We start from the raw sequence: 17,653 nt of genomic DNA, 5'->3' as shown, positions 1-17,653 counted from the left end.
CGTTATTTGTAAGTACACATTGTGCTAAGCAGTTTTAAAATAACGTTTAGCCCCGCGGATCCCCTGCATTCGCTGTAATCCATGATTATACTGAAACGCCCTTAAAGCACCTTCAGATCCTATTGAGTACGAGAGGACACACGCCTTACTAGTTCTGAGCCTAGGTAGAACCTGAGTCTTTTAGCCGTTTTGCTCTTTTCGAACTGCTATTAGGGTTTAAAATGGCATTGGCTTCAGTTCGCGCTCAATTTGTCCTGTGCATATGAACATAATAGATTTTGCCTGCTTAACTGCGTAACAACCATCTTCGTCCGGCTCGCGTAGTTGACCTGCGTAATAACTTTGTGCGTACAGAGCAATGTGGTCCCTTTCTTGATGGTAATACCTGCGTTCTTGTTTAAACTCATCATTGGCTTCACCTACGCGCAAGGTAGCCTCACCAAGCCCATCAAGGCGCATGCTGATATAGGGAAAATCACTGTCTGGCTCAAAGCTAGCCCAATATCCAGCTAGCGCGTTGGTGGTCTCGGGGCGAGCAGGCTTAAAACGACGTATGAAGGGGCCATCCTCTCGTTGCTCTGTCAGTATCAGATAGTTGTTTTCAAAACTCACGTTAAAATCTATGGTATCAGCCTGACGGCTTTCGTTATTTAGCGGTCGGCTGAATTGCGAGCTATCAAGTGCATTGTGGAGCTGATTAAGGCTAATAACAGGGGCCCTGCGATGTAGTCTCAATTGCATACCTTCGACCGTATAGTGAAGCATTATGTGTGTTTGATACTGATTTCGCAGAATGTCATCAATGGGCTGTCCGTCAAGTAAGTGCAGACGATGATGAATTAACAGGTGATTGTCGGGATAGAAGGTGAAGGTTTTGATCCCCTCCTTCTCATACTCCTGCGTTTCTCCATTGGGGAACTGAACTTCAACCAACTGCCAGCGCCCGAATATATTATCATAAGGTCTACTCAGGTACTGATATGCGATAAGGGCCACTATTAAACAAAGTGCAACGAGTATTATACACAAGTAATTTTGAAGTTTATTCACTTTCGTTTCCTAATGGTGTTTGAGCCAGTCTTAGCTGAGGATAAATGCTTAGGCTTTTACTGCCTAGCTGTTCAAGATTTAGCCACTCTTCTTCTATGCTATAGCGATAGAGGAACGTGCTTTTATGTTCGCGAGTAAGCCTCATAGGGTGACTGTATTCTGAGTAGTGATCGCTGTCGTAAATACCAATATCGAGGATGCCGTTGCTGGCAAAGTAGGTGCCATACCGGGCGGATTGGTATGTCCCCTCTAATACTACAAATCCATCAGCGTAGAAACGGAGTATCAGATCCCGGTCGCTACTGAGAGCACCTTGAACCAGCCAGCGGCCTTCGATGGCTGAATCGCCCCCAGAGAGGGCGTGCCCAGCTCTTGCTTGCCCCCAAGCTATTAAGCTTAAGAAAGCAAGTGTATATAAAGATAGTGTCCTTTTGATGACCTTCATCGATATGTTTTTCCTATGTGGGTTAACTGTACTTACTGAGAGAGAGCTGAGCGCTGTCGGTTATAATGGCAGTATGTATAGTGACTAGCTCAAAAGGCCTGTCAGCGGTCTCATGCAAGTTATTTTGTTCATCTAAGAGGTTCATTAAGACGAAACCTATCAGGTTAGCGATCTTATTTTCACTGGATGAGATCACACCAACTCAAGGTTTCGGTTTATTTGTTAGCAACTGGGGTGTTGTCGCTCGCACCGAAATGCTGCCACTCTCACTTTGGATGACAAAATCACTATAGTTAAAGACGACAGTGGTGAGCCATTTATAAAATCAAAATTGTTGAAATTATAAAATTATCAGAAATTTATCAAAAAAATTTATCAAGACACCCATTTTAAAAACGTAAAACCCACCAGAACACTCGGATTGCAAATGAACTCAGCTAAATCAAACACAGTGATTCTGTACTTCAGTGAAACTAACAAGACACCCATCACAAAAATACAAAACCAACAGAACACTAGGAATACATATGAACTCCGCTAAATCACACAGTGATTCTGTACTTCAATAGGTATGGGTGAAAAAAACACGATTTTAAGCGATATAAATAGTCATAAAACAGTGTCGATAAGTTAATTAATAACATAGATTGCCCGCTTCAATCGTAGAAGCGGGAAGTGCGGTTATTTGTCAGTACACATTGTGCTAAGCCGTTTTAAAGTAACGTTTAGCTCCGTTGATCCCCTGCATTCGCTGTAATCCATGATTATACTGGAATGACCTTAAAGCACCTTCAGATCCAATTGGGCCATGAAAACTTTCTTCCAACGAGGTGACCAGTACAGTCCATAGCGCTTCATCGATGCCAAGTCTCGAGAGTATTGGTGGGCATTCAGATAATATAGCGCCAGGCTTATCTTCTCGGGTCACTCTTCCACTCATATCAATTAGCAGTAGATAATCTTTAAGAGAGAAGGTTAATCCCTCAGGCGCGTTTTGGCTCTCATCACCAACAAATGGGTATAAGCATTTCGGCTGAACTGATGGATGAGACTTGTTCTTTGAATGCTTTAGTGCGTTTATGCGTGTTTTGACGCTAGTAAAATCTGAGTGCTCTGGTGTTTTTGCGATATTGGCTCGAACAGGATTGAGGTCAACGTACGCCATGCAGGCCAAGACCGCTGCCTCATCGAGTAGAGCTTGGGATTTGAAACGCCCCTCCCAAAACCGTCCGGTACAGTCATCTTCTTTGTTTGCCTGTCGAGCGATAGTTTCATTGAGATCGCGCATAAACCAACTCACGTCGTGTAATCGGTTTCTATAAACCTCTACTGTTTCCATCACCGCTCGCAAAGAAGCTTCGTCCAATGACTCATTATCAAGGAATCGAGATGTGAGCAATGTGCCTTTGTGTAACTTGTGCCATCGCTCAAGTACCTTACGTGTATCCCAGCTTAAGGCTTGGTCGCGATTAATGTGGAGCACAACATGGGTATGATTGCTCATTACCGCATAGGCGCAGATATCAATGGCAAATACATCAGCCAGCGCTAGTAAGCGTTGCTCTACCCAGCCTCGGCGGTGCTCAAAGCTTTTCCCAGTTGATTGATCGATACCACACAAAAAGGCACGACGTACACAACGAGAGACACAATGGTAATAGGCGGTATCGTCAAGGCTAACTTGCTCACATCGGGCTTTCGGCATTGTCACGTTCCTCACTAGGGGCTGGTAACAAGTGTAGCGTGTATTCTTCTGCTTACTTAATTATGGGTGTCATGATAGTGGAAAAGTCTTGCTGAACAGCACTAGATTATCCTTACGTTTTGCCTAGTAAATATCTCTAATTGCCTATTGGTTTAGGTACTTCGCATGGTTACTTTAGGCAATATGCAGTTTGCTTGTCTGATATAATACGTCGTTGAATTATAGTGTAATTTTTGCGCTTCCCTTGCTTGCAAGGTGTTGTGGTTAAGTGAAGGTTACATCGGATAGGCGAATGGAGTAAGTATGCAATTTCAGTATGGGCAAAAGCCACCCGTTTTTGTAAAAGCTAATTATGAACCATTACAAAAAAGTGAGCCGGTAAAGGCAGCGCCAGTCGCTGTTGAGAAGACGGTACAACTTGAGCATAAAATAGTGGTTGAAATTGCAGGGCAATGGCCAGCCAATAGTGCTTATTTGTCGTTGGGTTCGACCAGCGAGCAAGTGGCTAAAATTTGTAAGCCAAGTAGTGACACTAAGCATGGTCACCGAAGTTTAGCGGTATTTTCTGGATTAACCACCGAGCCACGCAATCTGTACATTAATATCCCGATGGTTGGCATACCCACACCGCTGAAATTTTTGGTGGCGGCTGATGTGGTACCCGTCGAAAAGAGTACCGATAAAGATCTCTGGGATACAGTGTTGGTGCCAGTGAGGGCCCTTGCGTTTAAAGATAGCGATAACTCTAAAGAGAACAGCTCTGATCTATGTGGTGGTTATCTGTATCTGTTTAAAGCAGGGCAGTTGTGGCGCGAATTAAAGGTTCTGGATAATGGTTATTATCAAGAGGTTGATCTTACGTATTTTAGATTCAAAGAGCAGCGTTTACGCGCTGAGCAGAAGCAGCAAATTCTATTAGATCGTGAAGCCGAAGCATTCCCTATGCTGCAATTTTGGGTTCCAATCAAGGTAGAAGGGGAGAGCCAAGCTGGCTCTGATGGTGTTCGGTTGCTGTTTTCACCGTATCAACGCCCGTTCTATCAATTGGACGAGCTCGCAGAGAACGAAGAGCAACTGCTTGCATCAACGACGCCATTGGATGATTTGCTGGATTATGAGCATGGTGGTGAGTTTCCCGCGACAGAACATATCAATGACATACAACACTCTCAAGTTCAGCCCAAATTAGCTGATGATATGCAGTGGATGAAGGGTGACTCGGTGTTAGTTGAGGTGCTTGAGGACTCAAATACCGCGGCTGCCTATGTTGATGGCTTCAATCAAGCCCTTGTGGTCAAAGTGGATGTTGGCATGCTGGATGAAGGGGTTCACAAAACCCCCTTAATCCACGCAATCTTGATTGATGAACTGAGTGAGTGGCAGGAGTCCGTGGCTTTGGTTGCTGATGATCAAGGCGACAAAGCGCACTGGCGGGAGGCGATGTTCTTTGGCCTGCCGAATGAAGGGCGCTTTACCCTGCTGATCACTGACCCAACGAATCCAGAAAATAGTCACTGTGTGTTTGCCGACCAGCCGTATAGTGCGTTGTTTACTGAGGTGGAAGCGCCAGAGCCAGAAATGGTGCCTAGTGAGAATCCCTCAGAACAGGAAAAAGAACAAGCGCCGAGTGTAAATATAGAGCGGCATAAGGCGGCAAGGCGAGCGCTTTTTACCAGTTGGAAATAATCTCTGACGAAAGCATAGCTTGATACATATTGAAAGTCGCCTGATGAATCGGGCGTGAAGAAAGGATCCAAAATGAACAAAAAAAAATATCTAGCATTAGCTGTGGTAGCAGCGCTAGGGCTCGGGGTTGCGGGTAAGGTGCTGGTTGATCACCTCGAAGAGGCCAGCGCTCGTCAGCAAGAAGAAGAGTATATGGAGTGGCTGATTAAAGTGTTAAATGACCCAAGAGGACGTATTAACTATGGACGTAGTATTGTTTTTGAGCTTCCGAGGTTTCCTCAACGCGTGCAATGGGACGAGGAGTATGAGATGCCACAGGTGATGTTTGTGGTTGATGGAAGTCTGTGGTCGGCGAATTTTAACGGCTCAAATCCGCAGCTTATGGTCCGCAGCGATGAAATGACGCGGGGCGTAGTGCAAAATGGTTTCAATAGACCGAGTCGCTCGCCCAACGGGCGCTATGTGCTCTATAGTAACAACCGCCAGTGTTTTGCTTATGATCTTAAAGAACAGACGCAACAAAAAATAGGTGATAACTCCTGTCGCAGTATAGTCTGGTCAAGAACCCAACCGTACGGGTTTATGTTTAACTCTGGAATTTTGAGGTTTAACTATGAAACAGGAGCCTCTGAGCGCGCTGAAGAGGTCAATGCGAACTTCACACGAGATAATAACGGCAGTGATTATGACCCGAAACTGGAACGTTTTTTGACATTCGTATCGTATACAACGTCAAAAGGAAAACATAGGGTTTATGATCCGGAGACACTAGATCTTATTGAGCAGAGTGACTATTTTGCCAAAGGATGTTCTCTCAGTATTAGATACAGCTTAGACCAAAACAGTTACACGTGTGGAGCAACCTCAAAGGGCGGACAATTAAAGATATTTGATGCCACCGAGCGCGATAAGCAAGTTGGCTTGGTACCTGACGGGGCGGGTTCGGTAATTTTACAAAATGACCAAATCTATTTTGATAGCACCAACCATTTAAGGAGGTATCCAAAAAATGTCGACACACCTATTGTCAGTATGAGCCAAGGTTATGTAGCGGATTATAGCGCCGTTGATTTTTATCTATCAGAGAACCTTTTTAACGATTTTGCTCAGCAAGATTTTGATCAACATTTATGGCCATGGCCGACGCAAGCACAGATCGATGAGGCGAAACGTAGAATTGCTCAGATGGAGGGTAACTGATGACCGATGTTGTCTGTCGTAGCGTCTACCTTATGGGGCGACTATTTAACTCTCAAGGTAAACCAGTCGGCAAGTATTATCCATTGCCTAATCAGCTACTGCGTATCGCGAGCAGTGCAGTGCAAGACTGTGCGGTAACAATCGATAATAAGCAGAACACGGTTAAGCATGGTCATCAACTTTACGTAACCAGTGGCTCTGGTCAGCTGGAGCAGTGTGACCACGCAGTTGATAGTGAAGTGCTAAAACCGGGTGTTGGGTGTAATAGGGTGTTGATGAGTGCAGAAGAAACGGCTAAGGTCATGATGTTGCCCTCAGAGTTATTGCCAGTTGCGCAGCAAACCTTCGATAGCGATTGGCTAAGCCAACTGGAACAGCAACTCAAAGATGACTTTAAAACAAACTTAACAAGCTTACCCTTGTCGAGCTTGTCTCTGCCTGAAGAGTTAAACCAATTGGTCTCGCCCGACGAACTGGGGGGTGATAAGGATGATATAGCGAGCTATTGTGATTGGTATCAACGCTATGAGAGTCTTGGTAAATCAGAGCAGATTTTAGTCTGTACCGTGCCGCAGTTTATTGCCATTGTGGTGACGTTTTCTTCTAGGGTTTATCGAGAAGCTAGTGTAAAAATTTCTGGGTTACCTGAGGGAATGAGGGTCGTTGGTTCAAATCCAGATAATAAGATAGTTGCTTCCGAAAATGGCTCGGCCTCTGCAAGAGTTATGGAGTTTGTGTATGACACGTTTGATGCTGATGAAAACTTTCAGTCCACGGATGATAGGGAGACTTCCAATGGCTTTGCGGCAACATTTTTAATCGAAAGTGATTTACCGTTTGAATTAGGCGATTCTCAACAGTACTGCCGTATTGATGTTGATTTAGACCCTGCTTACAATAAAAATGATGATGCTGGTTACAGCAAAGATTATTTTAACCAGCACAATATGGACATGAAGTACTCATTAACAGAAAAAGTGCTACATTTTCCGCTGGTTACAGCGTGCGGGCGTTTTAGTGTGATTAATGGTGACCCGATTTGTCTTGAGGAGGTATTGATCAGCCACGCGCCAAACTTCCATAACTCATTACTGAGGCAAATACGCAGTGCCCCGCTCGCTGATATCGAGAGTAGCAACCAGCCTCCTGAGGAGTTGCTACATGAGCTACGTACAGTAAAGGGCAATGTCACTAGTGTGCTCAGTGTTGGCAAAAGTGCGCAGAGTCTTGATCTTCTGGGCCTTGCGACAGCGGGTGCTTTTTCTGTAGGTGAGCTTGCTCGTTCTAGTCAAAAAGAAACGGTACAGGGAATATTGAACCTGACTAGAGATGGGGAGAAGTTATTCAAACTTATCAACACCTTAGTCCAAAAAACCGCAGACAAAAAGAAAAACCAAACCCCAGAGGAAAAAAAGGATCTACTCATTGAGGCGATCAACACCTGGGACAAGGCGCTCAACCTCGACGATGTAACGAAGCAGGCACTCAGCAGCAGGGCCAATCAGACGATTAACTACCTATTGCCAAAGCCGATGCAGCGTTTCGTTCAGGGCACTGGTAAAGCCTTGAGGACCATGAACCCAGCAATGCAAAAAGCACTTACTGCCGTAGAGTTTGTGCAGCAGGGCGGAAAATGGGCCAAAGCGAGGGATACGGACACTGATAATCAGCAGCAGTTCAATGAACAAGTCAAGAGTTACTCGGACGCAGTGAAAACGATGCAGCTGGAGTTGATGGAAGCGGATGATGCTGTCTTGCAAACATGTACTGCCACAGAGCAAGAGGCGAATCAAAAATTACAGCAACGACTGGCAAACTATAGCTCAGATTTGGTTTCTATTGAGCAGAGCGCCTGTGGCGACAACCACTTGGTACAAATCCATATAGGATTTGAGTTCGATAGGGGTGAAATCGCGGTCAAAGACACTGACACGTTCAATGAATTCCTAAAAGATATTGCTGGGGTGCTATTGGCTCAGCAAAATCCGATTGAGGTGGAAATTACCGGCCATACCTGTGATATCGGCAGCTTGTCATACAATGACCAGCTTTCACAATCTCGGGCCGACTTTGTGCGAGATGGCCTGCTTGAGGTATTAGGCCAACACGACGACTCCCGCTGGCAGCATGCGATTCGCGCGCAGGGTGTCGGCAGTATTCCTCCAAAGTTTTTAACCCGCTCGACACAGGCTGACAACCCAGAGAAACATCGCGCCGTGGTTTTGCGCTTTTTACTCTCCGAGTATGAGCTTTTTCCTGCTAGCCGCTCAGCAATCAAGCAACTGGAGGCATCACGGAAAAAAGCGGTTGCTGGCCGCGTGGCGGAGAATCAAGAGTTTGTCGACTTGGTCGAGAAAGCGTTCGACGTAGCGTTGCTCGGCGCCGCAGCACTGACTCCGCTGGGTGTGGCAGGGCAAATGATCGCTGCTGGTGCTAGCCATATTGGAGATGCAAAAGATCGAGTCTCATCCTTGGCTAATCTCGATAAGCTAGACACACGACCCGATCATATGAATAAATCCTTGGCTAAGCTTGCTGAAGCGGACTTAGCTCAGCAAAGTATGATGCTAGAGGGGCATGAATACTTTGATGCGGTTGGTGAGATGAAAAACGGTTACCTCAAGCGCTCCCTGGCGCTGAATGGGTTAATCCGCTTGCTGCACCATTATCAATTAGCAACAACCTCAAAGCCTGCGAGTACGGGAACGGGTTATTGGAGCGGAGGCGTAAGAGAATACATCCATGAGCTCAACTCGAAGAGCACATTTGAAGACTACGATATACCGGGCTACATTCGAAACTTTTTACTCTCGGATGATTGGGATATTCACCAAAGAATTGGCATGTTCCATCTTGATGAGTTCTGGTTAGAGACGAAACAACAGGCCAGTTTAGCTAGTTATAACCGACTAACTGCGAATAATATTATCGCGGGTGTTCGAAATGTCACTGCTCGGTATTTGCAACCTGAAAACGCAAAAAGGCAGCTAAAAGAGGGAGAAGCCTTTAGTCGTCAATTTCCGATTCATTACTCTGGTAGTGTTGATGGAGACTACTTCAGAAGTCTGGATATCGGCATGAATCCTGAATTCACGAGTTCCGTTTTCAAGGCAACGTCCATGCTAGCAAGACCAAGAGGTAGGTTCTCAGATAACGACTGGCAACCGTTTGAGGAGTACTACAACAAAGCGGGGCGACGTTTGTCGCCTTACGATCAAGTTCGAATTACCGTGATATTGGACGAGCAAGAGCTGCTTGACGCTTACAACAAACACCGAAGTCCAGAGCGACAACTCAAATCGCTGGATGAGTTAGACTATCCAATGGCTATCCCTGTTGCCGCAACACCAATGCGAAATGACTCTGGTCTCAGCTTCGCTTACGTAGGGCCAGAAACTCGGGAGTATGTCGTTCGCACCAAAATAAGTGACCTGCTTGAGATAGAGCAAGAGTATTTTAAGCAGCAACAGTGCTTTGCCGAGGGGCAAACACATTGCTATGCGGCGGTGATTGTACCGAGCTTTACTTTTGGCAAAAATATTATCAATGGCACCAGACCAATGGGAAAACTGTCTGAAGATGGGAGTTTTTTCGAGGCTTTGAAAGAGCAGTTTGGCGGATTGATGGAAGAGCCTCAGTCTGTCAAAGCCGCTATGAATGCCAGAATTAGCATGACGTATTACTATCAGCTTTCAATCCCAGGTAGTTCGAAAGCGGACTATCATGTGAGTTATAGGCACAGTGATAAATACAAAAATACGCGTTTCGATAATTCGTTGCTTAGAAGCTGGTTTTATCTAAGCCTAGATCCTGAGCGCGAATATAAATTACCAGGGGAAAAAAAGTCGCGTAAAGATGACGCATATTTCTTTGAGAAGAGTTTTTTTGAAGGACGTAATGGTGTTGAAATAGAGTCTCCCCTGACATTTGCCAATCCTAAAATAGAGGTGTGGTATACCAACCATTCAGCGATTCAGGTCCCAGACTTTAAAAACTTCCCGTATGTTACGCCTGGTAAGCGCAGTCGTTTTGATTGGGGTAAACCTACGGAGCTCATTGCTTTAGTCAGTGCCGATGCTAGGTCAACGGTAAAGCACAAAGAGCAAGAGGTTTCGGCAGATGAATTCGATCTTGATGTTTCAATGTTGATGGGGGCCGATGAAATTTCGTCCGAGCACAAGGCGTCAGGGGTTAAGCTTTATCGGGTGGGTAAGTTGAAGCCTAACGCTAACGGGGAGGCGGTATTTGAGCTTGGTGATATCGAGGACAAAGAGACATTGCAATTTGTGGAGCAAGTGCTGGTGCCACAGAGCGGTGGGATGCTGGCAACCTTGATGACCAAGACGTTCTATGGCAAGAAAAAAGAGACAGACCTATTTATTGCTAGAAAAAAACTAGACTATGTTAACGCCGTTGGTAAAAAGATTGAGGGTTTACGACCGGTAACCTTGCCTGACGCAATGAGAATGCGAAGAGCACCAGATTATAACCCCCCTTATAATCTGACCTTACAGTTTGATGCTCTCAAAGGTAGTGGCTTAGACAAGGAACAAAGCCAGACGATTCAACTGTCTCGAATCGACAAAGCAAGCCCGATTCCATCCGTCTGGTTCCAAGCCGATGACGATAATATTAGGATAGCGTTAAAGCAACTAGTCACTGGGCAGCGTGTAGAAAGAAAAACACATGACTATACCAGCTTGATGCGTTGGCTTGAGGCTGGTGATAATGATATCAGTGCCCTTAAAGAGCAAGAGATTGATGAATTGGATCTTGAAGTGTTTAAACCCACATCGTTTGAGCAACTGACCAAGAAACAGGAAAAACTTCTCGCCGATTGGATTACCAAATAGCTGAAACTAAACTCTCCAATAACCTAATCTCACTTCGAGATTAGGTTATTTTTTATCAACTAACTCAGACTTGTCCGTACTTATCTGTGACGGCCAAATATAGCGCGCGCAGCGACTTCCTTGGGCACCACAGTCTTGCCAATTGGCGCGAGGGAGATCAAGGCTAGCTTTAGGTGTTGCAAGGCAAAGGGAATACCAATAATCGTCACAAAGCACGCCACCGCCGAGGTCAAATGACCAATCGCCAGCCAGATACCCGCAAACAAAAACCAAATCACATTACCAATAAACCCAAGCGGCCCAGTGCCAATATCGCGTCGCATGGTCAAATCATCACGCGCAATGGCTTCATAGCCAAACGGAAAGAATGAGAAATTCCCCATCACAAAACAGGCACGCCCCCAAGGGATCCCGACAATGGTGATAAAGGCCAACAAGCCAAACATCCACCACATCAGCCCCATGATCACGCCACCACAAAGAAACCAAATAATGTTGCCCAGAGTTCTCATATCAAAATCTCGAAAATCGTGTGTTGTTAAGTCTAACATAGAACACAGGGGCGGGGAGCGGGTACGGGCGTTGCCCTACGAGGAGCGAGTAATTAGCATGCGCTTTGAGGCTAGAGAAAGCGAAGTTTACAACGACCCTGTAAAAAACGTAGGACACTCTAAACCAAAGATTAACCAAGCACACCCAACCATCGCAAAACTCCTCGAACCCCGTAGCGCAGCGTCCCCGCACCTCGGAACGAAGTGTACCCGCCGCAGGCCGCGTGCATAAAAAAGCCCAGCAAATTCTACTGGGCTTAAAACGATCACAACAGTCTAAACATTACTCACAAGGCGGCGCTAGGTGAATAAGTGCCAGACCACCAAGAGATGTCTCGCGGTATTTCTTGTTCATGTCTTTACCGGTTTGGTACATGGTTTCGATAACCTTGTCCAAAGAGATAAGAGACTTGCTGGTACGCTTAAGTGCCATGCGTGATGCGTTGATCGCTTTCATTGCGCCCATTGCGTTACGCTCGATACATGGTACTTGTACTAGGCCGCCGATTGGGTCACAGGTCATGCCTAGCGAGTGCTCCATCGCGATTTCTGCTGCGATACAGATTTGCTCGTTGCTGCCGCCGCGTAGGGCCGTTAGACCGGCTGCTGCCATTGATGACGATACGCCGATCTCACCCTGACAACCTACTTCCGCACCAGAGATAGAAGCGTTGGTTTTGTATAGGATACCAATCGCGCCTGAGACAGCGATAAAGTCTTTAAGCTGCTTCACATCCAAGTTTTTGATAAAGCGATGGTAGTATGCCAATACCGCTGGGATCACGCCTGCTGCGCCGTTGGTTGGTGAGGTCACAACCTGACCACCTGCCGCGTTTTCTTCACTGACGGCGAAGGCAAACAGGTTAATCCAATCCATGATCTCCATTGGGTCATTCTCGATAACCGCATTAGCTTCAAGCTTTTTCAGTAGGTTAGGTGCGCGGCGGGTCACATTCAAACCACCGTCTAGAATGCCTTCAGTCTGGAAGCCTCGCTCCATACACTTGCTCATCACATCCCAGATCTTCTCTGCTTTGGCATCGATAGCCGCTTGGTCTTGGAACGCTAGCTCGTTGCGTAGCACCATGCCACCAAGGCTTAGGCCGTTCTTTTCAGCCTGCGCCAGCATAGTGTCAGCACTGTTAAAGCCAAACTCAACCTCTTTTTCAGAGCTGCCAGTACCATTTTCTAGCTCGTCCGCAGTTGCAATAAAGCCACCACCGATAGAGTAGTAGGTTTCGAAGCCCAGTTGCTCGCCTTGTGCATCGAACGCGGTAATCGTCATGCCGTTTTCGTGCAGCGGAAGGTTATCTTCGTGGAACAGCATATCGGTTTGGTAATCAAACGCGATCAGGTGGTCGCCACCCACAGCCAGTTCACCATTATCGATAGCATGGCGCATCTTTTGGTTTGCGGCAGTGATGTTGATAGTGTCAGGCTTGTTGCCAAGCAGACCCAAGATAGTGGCACGATCCGTGTGGTGGCCGATACCTGTCAGTGACAGTGAGCCATAGAGATCGACTTGCACGCGAGACACTTTCTTTACGTCTTCACCCAGCATTTGGATAAAGTTGTAACCCGCGATCATTGGACCATTTGTGTGTGAACTAGATGGACCAACACCAATCTTGTAGATATCAAAAATCGATAACATTAGAAGAACCCTTAAGAGTAATATCCTGACTTAATTTTAGGCAAAGGCTGCGTACAGCCAGTCAGGGATAACGAAACATGCAGCAATGGTGATCACTGCAAAGACCAACAGACCGTACTGGCCCATCGTCGGTTTAACAATCAAACGCTTTTGCGTTTGAATAAAATTCAAGTTCGCAGGGGAGTTTTGACCCCATACGTGGCTGGTGGCAACACCAAAAATCAGGAACACAATCGTGCCGATTGGTGCAAACCATGGCCAGGCAATGTTACTGCCTTGGGCGATAAATACCGCAATAATGCTAGTGATACTACCAACGATAACGCCTTTCTCGTTTGCCTTGGCAAAAAACAGACCGAGCACAAACGATCCCAGTCGGATACCGACAAAGATAGAGGTGAGGCTAGCGATGGTTTTTAATACTGATTCATTTGAGATCGCAAACAGAGCAGGGGCAATAACGGTTGCCGCTGCGATAAGGCTCAATTTACGTGCTGTTGCATCATAGTGTTTCGCTTCGGCATCTCGGTTGATAAAACGCTTATAGATGTCAAAGGTGGCTACGGTCGCGATTGAGTTATAAGTTGAGTCAAGCGTAGACATAGCCGCTGCAGCAAGTGCTGAGATGATCAGTCCAATCACAATTGGATTGGTGTGATTAAACACAAAATCCAGAATCACTTCGTTGCTGTTCTCAAAAACGCGGCCATCATAATAGACCGTGAGCAGAATGCCTAGTACCGCAAACAACAAATAGATAAAGAAGGCGCCATAGCCACAAAGCAGCATAGATTTGTTGGCGTGTTCCACTGATTTAGTCGCCAGCGTGCGCTGAATGATCAGCTGGTTGGTACCATAGACGCTCAGGTGCAAGAAAGTCACCGCGAACACACCCGCCCACACCGTGGTATCGACACCAAGGTCGAACGAGGTATCGATAACCGTCAACATTTCATAAGAAGGCGTAGCGGTATTGCCACTCGCTACATTAGCAACCAGAATCGAGATAATGCAGGCTGTACCGATCATCAGCACCAATGACTGCAGCATGTCGGTCCAAATTACGGTAGAGATGCCTCCTGCGTAGGTATAGCAGGCAGTAAAGATGCTGATGTAGATGATCGCCTCTGAAATCGAGACCGGCAGTACTTGGACCAAGATCAGGGCCACCGCATACAAAATCACCCCGGCAGAAATACACTGTACTAGAATGAATACGATTGAGTTGATCGTGCGGGCTAATACACCAAAGCGCAGCTCAAGGTACTCGTAGATCGAGGTTAGGCGCAGCTTGTAAAACACTGGGACGAAAAATATCGTCGCAAAGAAAATCACGATAGGGTAGTTGAGATGAACACTCATCGCCGTCATACCATCGCTGAATACCCAACCGGGCATACCGACAAAGGTCATTGCGCTAATGTAGGTAGCCAAAATAGACACACCGGCCACAAACCAACCGAACTGTTGGCCGCCGGTCGAGTAGTCGCCGCCACTTTTATGCTTCACATTGACCAGATAACTGATGAGTATCGTTATCGCAAGGTACAGTACGATGACCAAAATGCTTGAATACGTAACCATTGGTAGGGGTTTCTCGCTTTAGTATTATAGTTTATTGGTTAAATGTTGTTCCAAAACACTTGTTATTATTCATGTTCGTCCTTGTTTGCAGAGATGATAATCAATATTCAAGGCTAGTTCTTCCTCATTTTAGTCGATTTTGCGTATTTGTGTGATCACGATCACTAAAATTGTATGTTTAGATGAGGTTTGGGTGCGTATTCATTGTGAATTTGACCTCGATCACTTTTTTTTACCGGCAACTTCCTTTAATATTCGCCCCGAATCAGCGGGGAGAGCACGTGCAATAAGCGTGGGAAAACCCAGTTAATTATAAGTAACTATCAGATAAATAGAGGATTCTCGGTTATGACAACCAAGAAACACATGAGCGAAGTGCCAATGGTACAACGTGCTGCAGCGTATCTAGCGATACTTGTGGGTTACGTTTTTTACTGTTACAACTTTGTTGTTATTGACTACGTACGCCCTTACATTGTTGACGCATATGACGCGATCGACCTTGCAGACACTGCTCAGTTCTACACATGGCAGTCACTAGGTGCGCTAATTGGTGCCCTAAGCTGTGCGTGGTTTGCATCACGCTTTGGTAAGAAGAACGTTCTTATCACTATTACTGCCATCAACGGTGCAGCGACCATTCTAAACATGACTTTTACCAGCTACGAAGGCTGGGCTGCAATGCGTTTCATCGTTGGCATCGCGCTAGGTGGTTACTTTACTGTTGCTGTTTCTCTAATGATCGGTCTATTTACTGACTCTGTACGCGGTAAATTGACAGCATTTGCATCAAGCATGTTCTCTGTTGCAGTAATGGCAATGGGTGCGTATGCAGCATACCTGTCAAGCATCAATGCAGCATGGGAAAACATGATGCTAGTCGGTGGTATTCCTCCACTAGTAGCCGCTGTTGCAATGATCTTCATCCTACCAAGCGACAAGAAAGTGATCGCTTACGGTGAAGAAGCACAAGAAGCAAAAGAAGGCGAAGCGCCAGTAGAGCAGAAGAAAGGCTCTTGGGGCGAAATGTTCCGCGGCGCGAACCTACGCATCACTGTTACCTGTCTACTACTGTCAGGTCTGAACTTCTACGGCTTCCAGTTCTTTAACGGTTTCGTGACTACGTACCTAAAAGAAGTACGTATGTTCGATGGTACAACAATGGGTATCATCTTCTCTATCTCTGCATTCGGTAGCCTTCTAGGTGCATGGTGCTGGGGTGCGATCGCAGACAAATGGGGTCGTAAAGTTAACGCAATCGGCTTTATCCTTGCAGGTATCATGGCGTCAATCTTCTTCGTTGCGCCTTCAGATGTGACCTTCATGGGTCTAAACCTACTGGCTATCCTAGGTCTAATCTACAACTTCGGCCTAGCATCAAGCGCGGTGTGGGGTGGCTACTTCTCTGAGCTATTCCCAGCACACCTACGTAGCTTCGGTGCAGCGCTATTCCACGGTGGTCGTCTAATCGGCATGTGGGCGCCAATGGTACTAGTATTTATCCAAGAGCGTTCAGACCTACAAACTGCGATGTGGGGTTCACCAATCGTATGGATTCTAGCGGGTCTACTGTGGTTCTCACTACCAGAGACGCTAAAAGGCGGCATCTTCAACAAGAAGAAAGCAGCTTAATCAAGATTTAAGAATAACTTGTCGGCGATACACACGTCGCCGGCAATAAAGAATATCGAGTCCTGTTCCAAAATTTCGGTCTCGAAGACTAAAAGAGAGATAATTATGTCTAAATATCAAGAAGCTAAACGCATCGTACGTGAATACTTCGATGCAATGGAAAACGCAACTCACGAGAACGTTGCAGAAGTACTAAAAGCACACACTTCAGAAGATTACCTTTTCCGCGGCGTATACCCATTCCGTGAGCAAGAAGGCGCAGAAGCAGCAGCAGAAGTATTCTGGGCTCCTCTAATGAAGTCAATGACACGCATGCAGCGTCGTCAAGATGTATTTATCGGCGGTGAAAACGAAGTAACTGAAGGTGAAATCTGGGTAATGAGCATGGGTCACTTCATGGGTCTATTCGACGCTGAGTACCTAGGCATGCGCCCAACTGGTAAGATCATGAACCTTCGTTACGCTGAGTTCAACTGTGTTGAAAACGGCAAAATCACTAAGACTGGCCTATTCGTAGACCTTCTAGGCATGATGGACCAAGCGGGTTGCTACCCACTACCACCATCAACTGGTCGTCACTTCACTTACCCTGGTCCTCGTAACCACGACGGTCTACTGTTCGAAGACGCGGCACCTGAAGAAGGTCAAGCGACTCTAGATCTAGTAAACAAGATGGTTGCTGACCTGTCTGCTCTAAACGACAGCGGCGCGATGGGTTGTCCACCAGAAGTACTAGAGAAGAGCTGGTCAAAAGACATGGTATGGTACGGTCCATGTGGTATCGGTGCTTCTTACACTATCCCACGTTACCAACAGCAGCACCAGCTGCCGTTCCGTAACAACCTAAAAGACAAGAAGTTCAACGGCCACGTATGTCGTTTCGCTGAAGGTAGCTTCTCTTGTTTCTTCGGTTGGCCAAACCTATCAAACACGCCAATCGGTGGTTTCCTAGGTATGCCTGGCGGCGAAGTTCGTGCGGACATGCAAGTTGTTGACGTTTACTACCGTGACGGCGACAAGCTATCTGAGAACTGGGTACTGATCGACCTACCATACTGGTTGAAGCAGCAAGGTCTAGACGTATTTGACCGTACTTCTACTATCCTGAACCCTTCTTACTAATCAGGTACTGAGTTAAACGAGACGCTAACGCTGCCTTGTTAAACTTGCGATAAGACACTCTGGAGAGACTGATGGTTATCAGTATCAATAGTCTCAGCGCTCTTCAGAGTTATCGTCGAGTTTGTCCGGAGCAGGTCAGCGGCGGCGCCTTGCACAACTGAGTGTCTGTTC

Annotated in this window: 11 protein-coding genes; 5 read left to right on the top strand and 6 right to left on the bottom strand. The window is 46.3% G+C overall.

Annotated elements, in window-relative coordinates; genetic code table 11:
* Positions 1 to 216: 216 nt before the first annotated feature.
* From ACSTTG_RS16375 to ACSTTG_RS16365, 3 genes are all read right to left on the bottom strand, one after another.
* Complete coding sequence (locus ACSTTG_RS16375; RefSeq protein WP_438475576.1) at positions 217 to 1,050, bottom strand: hypothetical protein; 834 nt, start codon at positions 1,048 to 1,050, stop codon at positions 217 to 219.
* Positions 1,043 to 1,495 (bottom strand): hypothetical protein, encoded by a 453-nt coding sequence (locus ACSTTG_RS16370; protein WP_438475575.1) that lies wholly within the window; start codon positions 1,493 to 1,495, stop codon positions 1,043 to 1,045. The genes ACSTTG_RS16375 and ACSTTG_RS16370 overlap by 8 nt, the downstream gene beginning before the upstream one ends.
* 703 nt (positions 1,496 to 2,198) lie before the next feature.
* Complete coding sequence (locus ACSTTG_RS16365) at positions 2,199 to 3,200, bottom strand: transposase (protein WP_438475574.1); 1,002 nt, start codon at positions 3,198 to 3,200, stop codon at positions 2,199 to 2,201.
* A gap of 303 nt (positions 3,201 to 3,503) precedes the next feature.
* Here ACSTTG_RS16365 and ACSTTG_RS16360 point away from each other — a divergent pair, with 303 nt between their 5' ends.
* From ACSTTG_RS16360 to ACSTTG_RS16350, 3 genes are all read left to right on the top strand, one after another.
* Positions 3,504 to 4,886, top strand: coding sequence for a hypothetical protein (locus tag ACSTTG_RS16360; RefSeq protein ID WP_438475573.1), 1,383 nt, complete (start codon positions 3,504 to 3,506; stop codon positions 4,884 to 4,886).
* A 72-nt stretch (positions 4,887 to 4,958) separates the two neighbouring features.
* Complete coding sequence (locus ACSTTG_RS16355) at positions 4,959 to 6,086, top strand: hypothetical protein (RefSeq protein ID WP_438475572.1); 1,128 nt, start codon at positions 4,959 to 4,961, stop codon at positions 6,084 to 6,086.
* Positions 6,086 to 10,939, top strand: coding sequence for an OmpA family protein (locus ACSTTG_RS16350; protein ID WP_438475571.1), 4,854 nt, complete (start codon positions 6,086 to 6,088; stop codon positions 10,937 to 10,939). The genes ACSTTG_RS16355 and ACSTTG_RS16350 overlap by 1 nt, the downstream gene beginning before the upstream one ends.
* 80 nt (positions 10,940 to 11,019) lie before the next feature.
* Here ACSTTG_RS16350 and ACSTTG_RS16345 read toward each other — a convergent pair whose 3' ends face one another.
* The 3 genes from ACSTTG_RS16345 to ACSTTG_RS16335 form a co-directional block, all read right to left on the bottom strand.
* Positions 11,020 to 11,451 carry a YccF domain-containing protein gene (locus ACSTTG_RS16345; RefSeq protein ID WP_438457406.1) on the bottom strand — a complete coding sequence of 144 codons (432 nt, stop codon included), beginning with the start codon at positions 11,449 to 11,451 and terminating at the stop codon, positions 11,020 to 11,022.
* Between the two features lie 322 nt (positions 11,452 to 11,773).
* The gene (locus tag ACSTTG_RS16340) at positions 11,774 to 13,144 is read right to left on the bottom strand and encodes an L-serine ammonia-lyase (protein WP_438457407.1); all 1,371 of its coding nucleotides are present in this window, start codon (positions 13,142 to 13,144) and stop codon (positions 11,774 to 11,776) included.
* Positions 13,145 to 13,180: 36 nt separating this feature from the next.
* Positions 13,181 to 14,728: a sodium:solute symporter family transporter gene (locus tag ACSTTG_RS16335; RefSeq protein WP_438475570.1), complete on the bottom strand. Its 1,548-nt coding sequence runs from the start codon at positions 14,726 to 14,728 to the stop codon at positions 13,181 to 13,183.
* 348 nt (positions 14,729 to 15,076) lie between these two features.
* Here ACSTTG_RS16335 and ACSTTG_RS16330 point away from each other — a divergent pair, with 348 nt between their 5' ends.
* On the top strand, positions 15,077 to 16,360 hold the full coding sequence (locus ACSTTG_RS16330) for an MFS transporter (RefSeq protein ID WP_438457409.1): 1,284 nt from the start codon (positions 15,077 to 15,079) through the stop codon (positions 16,358 to 16,360).
* Positions 16,361 to 16,465: 105 nt separating this feature from the next.
* Positions 16,466 to 17,482 carry an ester cyclase gene (locus tag ACSTTG_RS16325; RefSeq protein ID WP_438457410.1) on the top strand — a complete coding sequence of 339 codons (1,017 nt, stop codon included), beginning with the start codon at positions 16,466 to 16,468 and terminating at the stop codon, positions 17,480 to 17,482.
* Positions 17,483 to 17,653 lie beyond the last annotated feature (171 nt).

This window comes from Vibrio glycogenivorans, from assembly GCF_051660965.1.
Taxonomy (GTDB): domain Bacteria; phylum Pseudomonadota; class Gammaproteobacteria; order Enterobacterales; family Vibrionaceae; genus Vibrio.
The sequence above is the reverse complement of the archived record's forward strand: the minus strand, read 5'-3'. Positions and strand labels throughout refer to the sequence as shown.

Excerpts from the sequence above, each read along its gene's own strand:
- ACSTTG_RS16370 (WP_438475575.1), bottom strand. The coding sequence starts at position 1,495 with ATGAAGGTCATCAAAAGGACACTATCTTTATATACACTTGCTTTCTTA.
- ACSTTG_RS16365 (WP_438475574.1), bottom strand. The coding sequence starts at position 3,200 with ATGCCGAAAGCCCGATGTGAGCAAGTTAGCCTTGACGATACCGCCTAT.
- ACSTTG_RS16360 (WP_438475573.1), top strand. The coding sequence starts at position 3,504 with ATGCAATTTCAGTATGGGCAAAAGCCACCCGTTTTTGTAAAAGCTAAT.
- ACSTTG_RS16355 (WP_438475572.1), top strand. The coding sequence starts at position 4,959 with ATGAACAAAAAAAAATATCTAGCATTAGCTGTGGTAGCAGCGCTAGGG.
- ACSTTG_RS16350 (WP_438475571.1), top strand. The coding sequence starts at position 6,086 with ATGACCGATGTTGTCTGTCGTAGCGTCTACCTTATGGGGCGACTATTT.
- ACSTTG_RS16345 (WP_438457406.1), bottom strand. The coding sequence starts at position 11,451 with ATGAGAACTCTGGGCAACATTATTTGGTTTCTTTGTGGTGGCGTGATC.
- ACSTTG_RS16340 (WP_438457407.1), bottom strand. The coding sequence starts at position 13,144 with ATGTTATCGATTTTTGATATCTACAAGATTGGTGTTGGTCCATCTAGT.
- ACSTTG_RS16335 (WP_438475570.1), bottom strand. The coding sequence starts at position 14,728 with ATGGTTACGTATTCAAGCATTTTGGTCATCGTACTGTACCTTGCGATA.
- ACSTTG_RS16330 (WP_438457409.1), top strand. The coding sequence starts at position 15,077 with ATGACAACCAAGAAACACATGAGCGAAGTGCCAATGGTACAACGTGCT.
- ACSTTG_RS16325 (WP_438457410.1), top strand. The coding sequence starts at position 16,466 with ATGTCTAAATATCAAGAAGCTAAACGCATCGTACGTGAATACTTCGAT.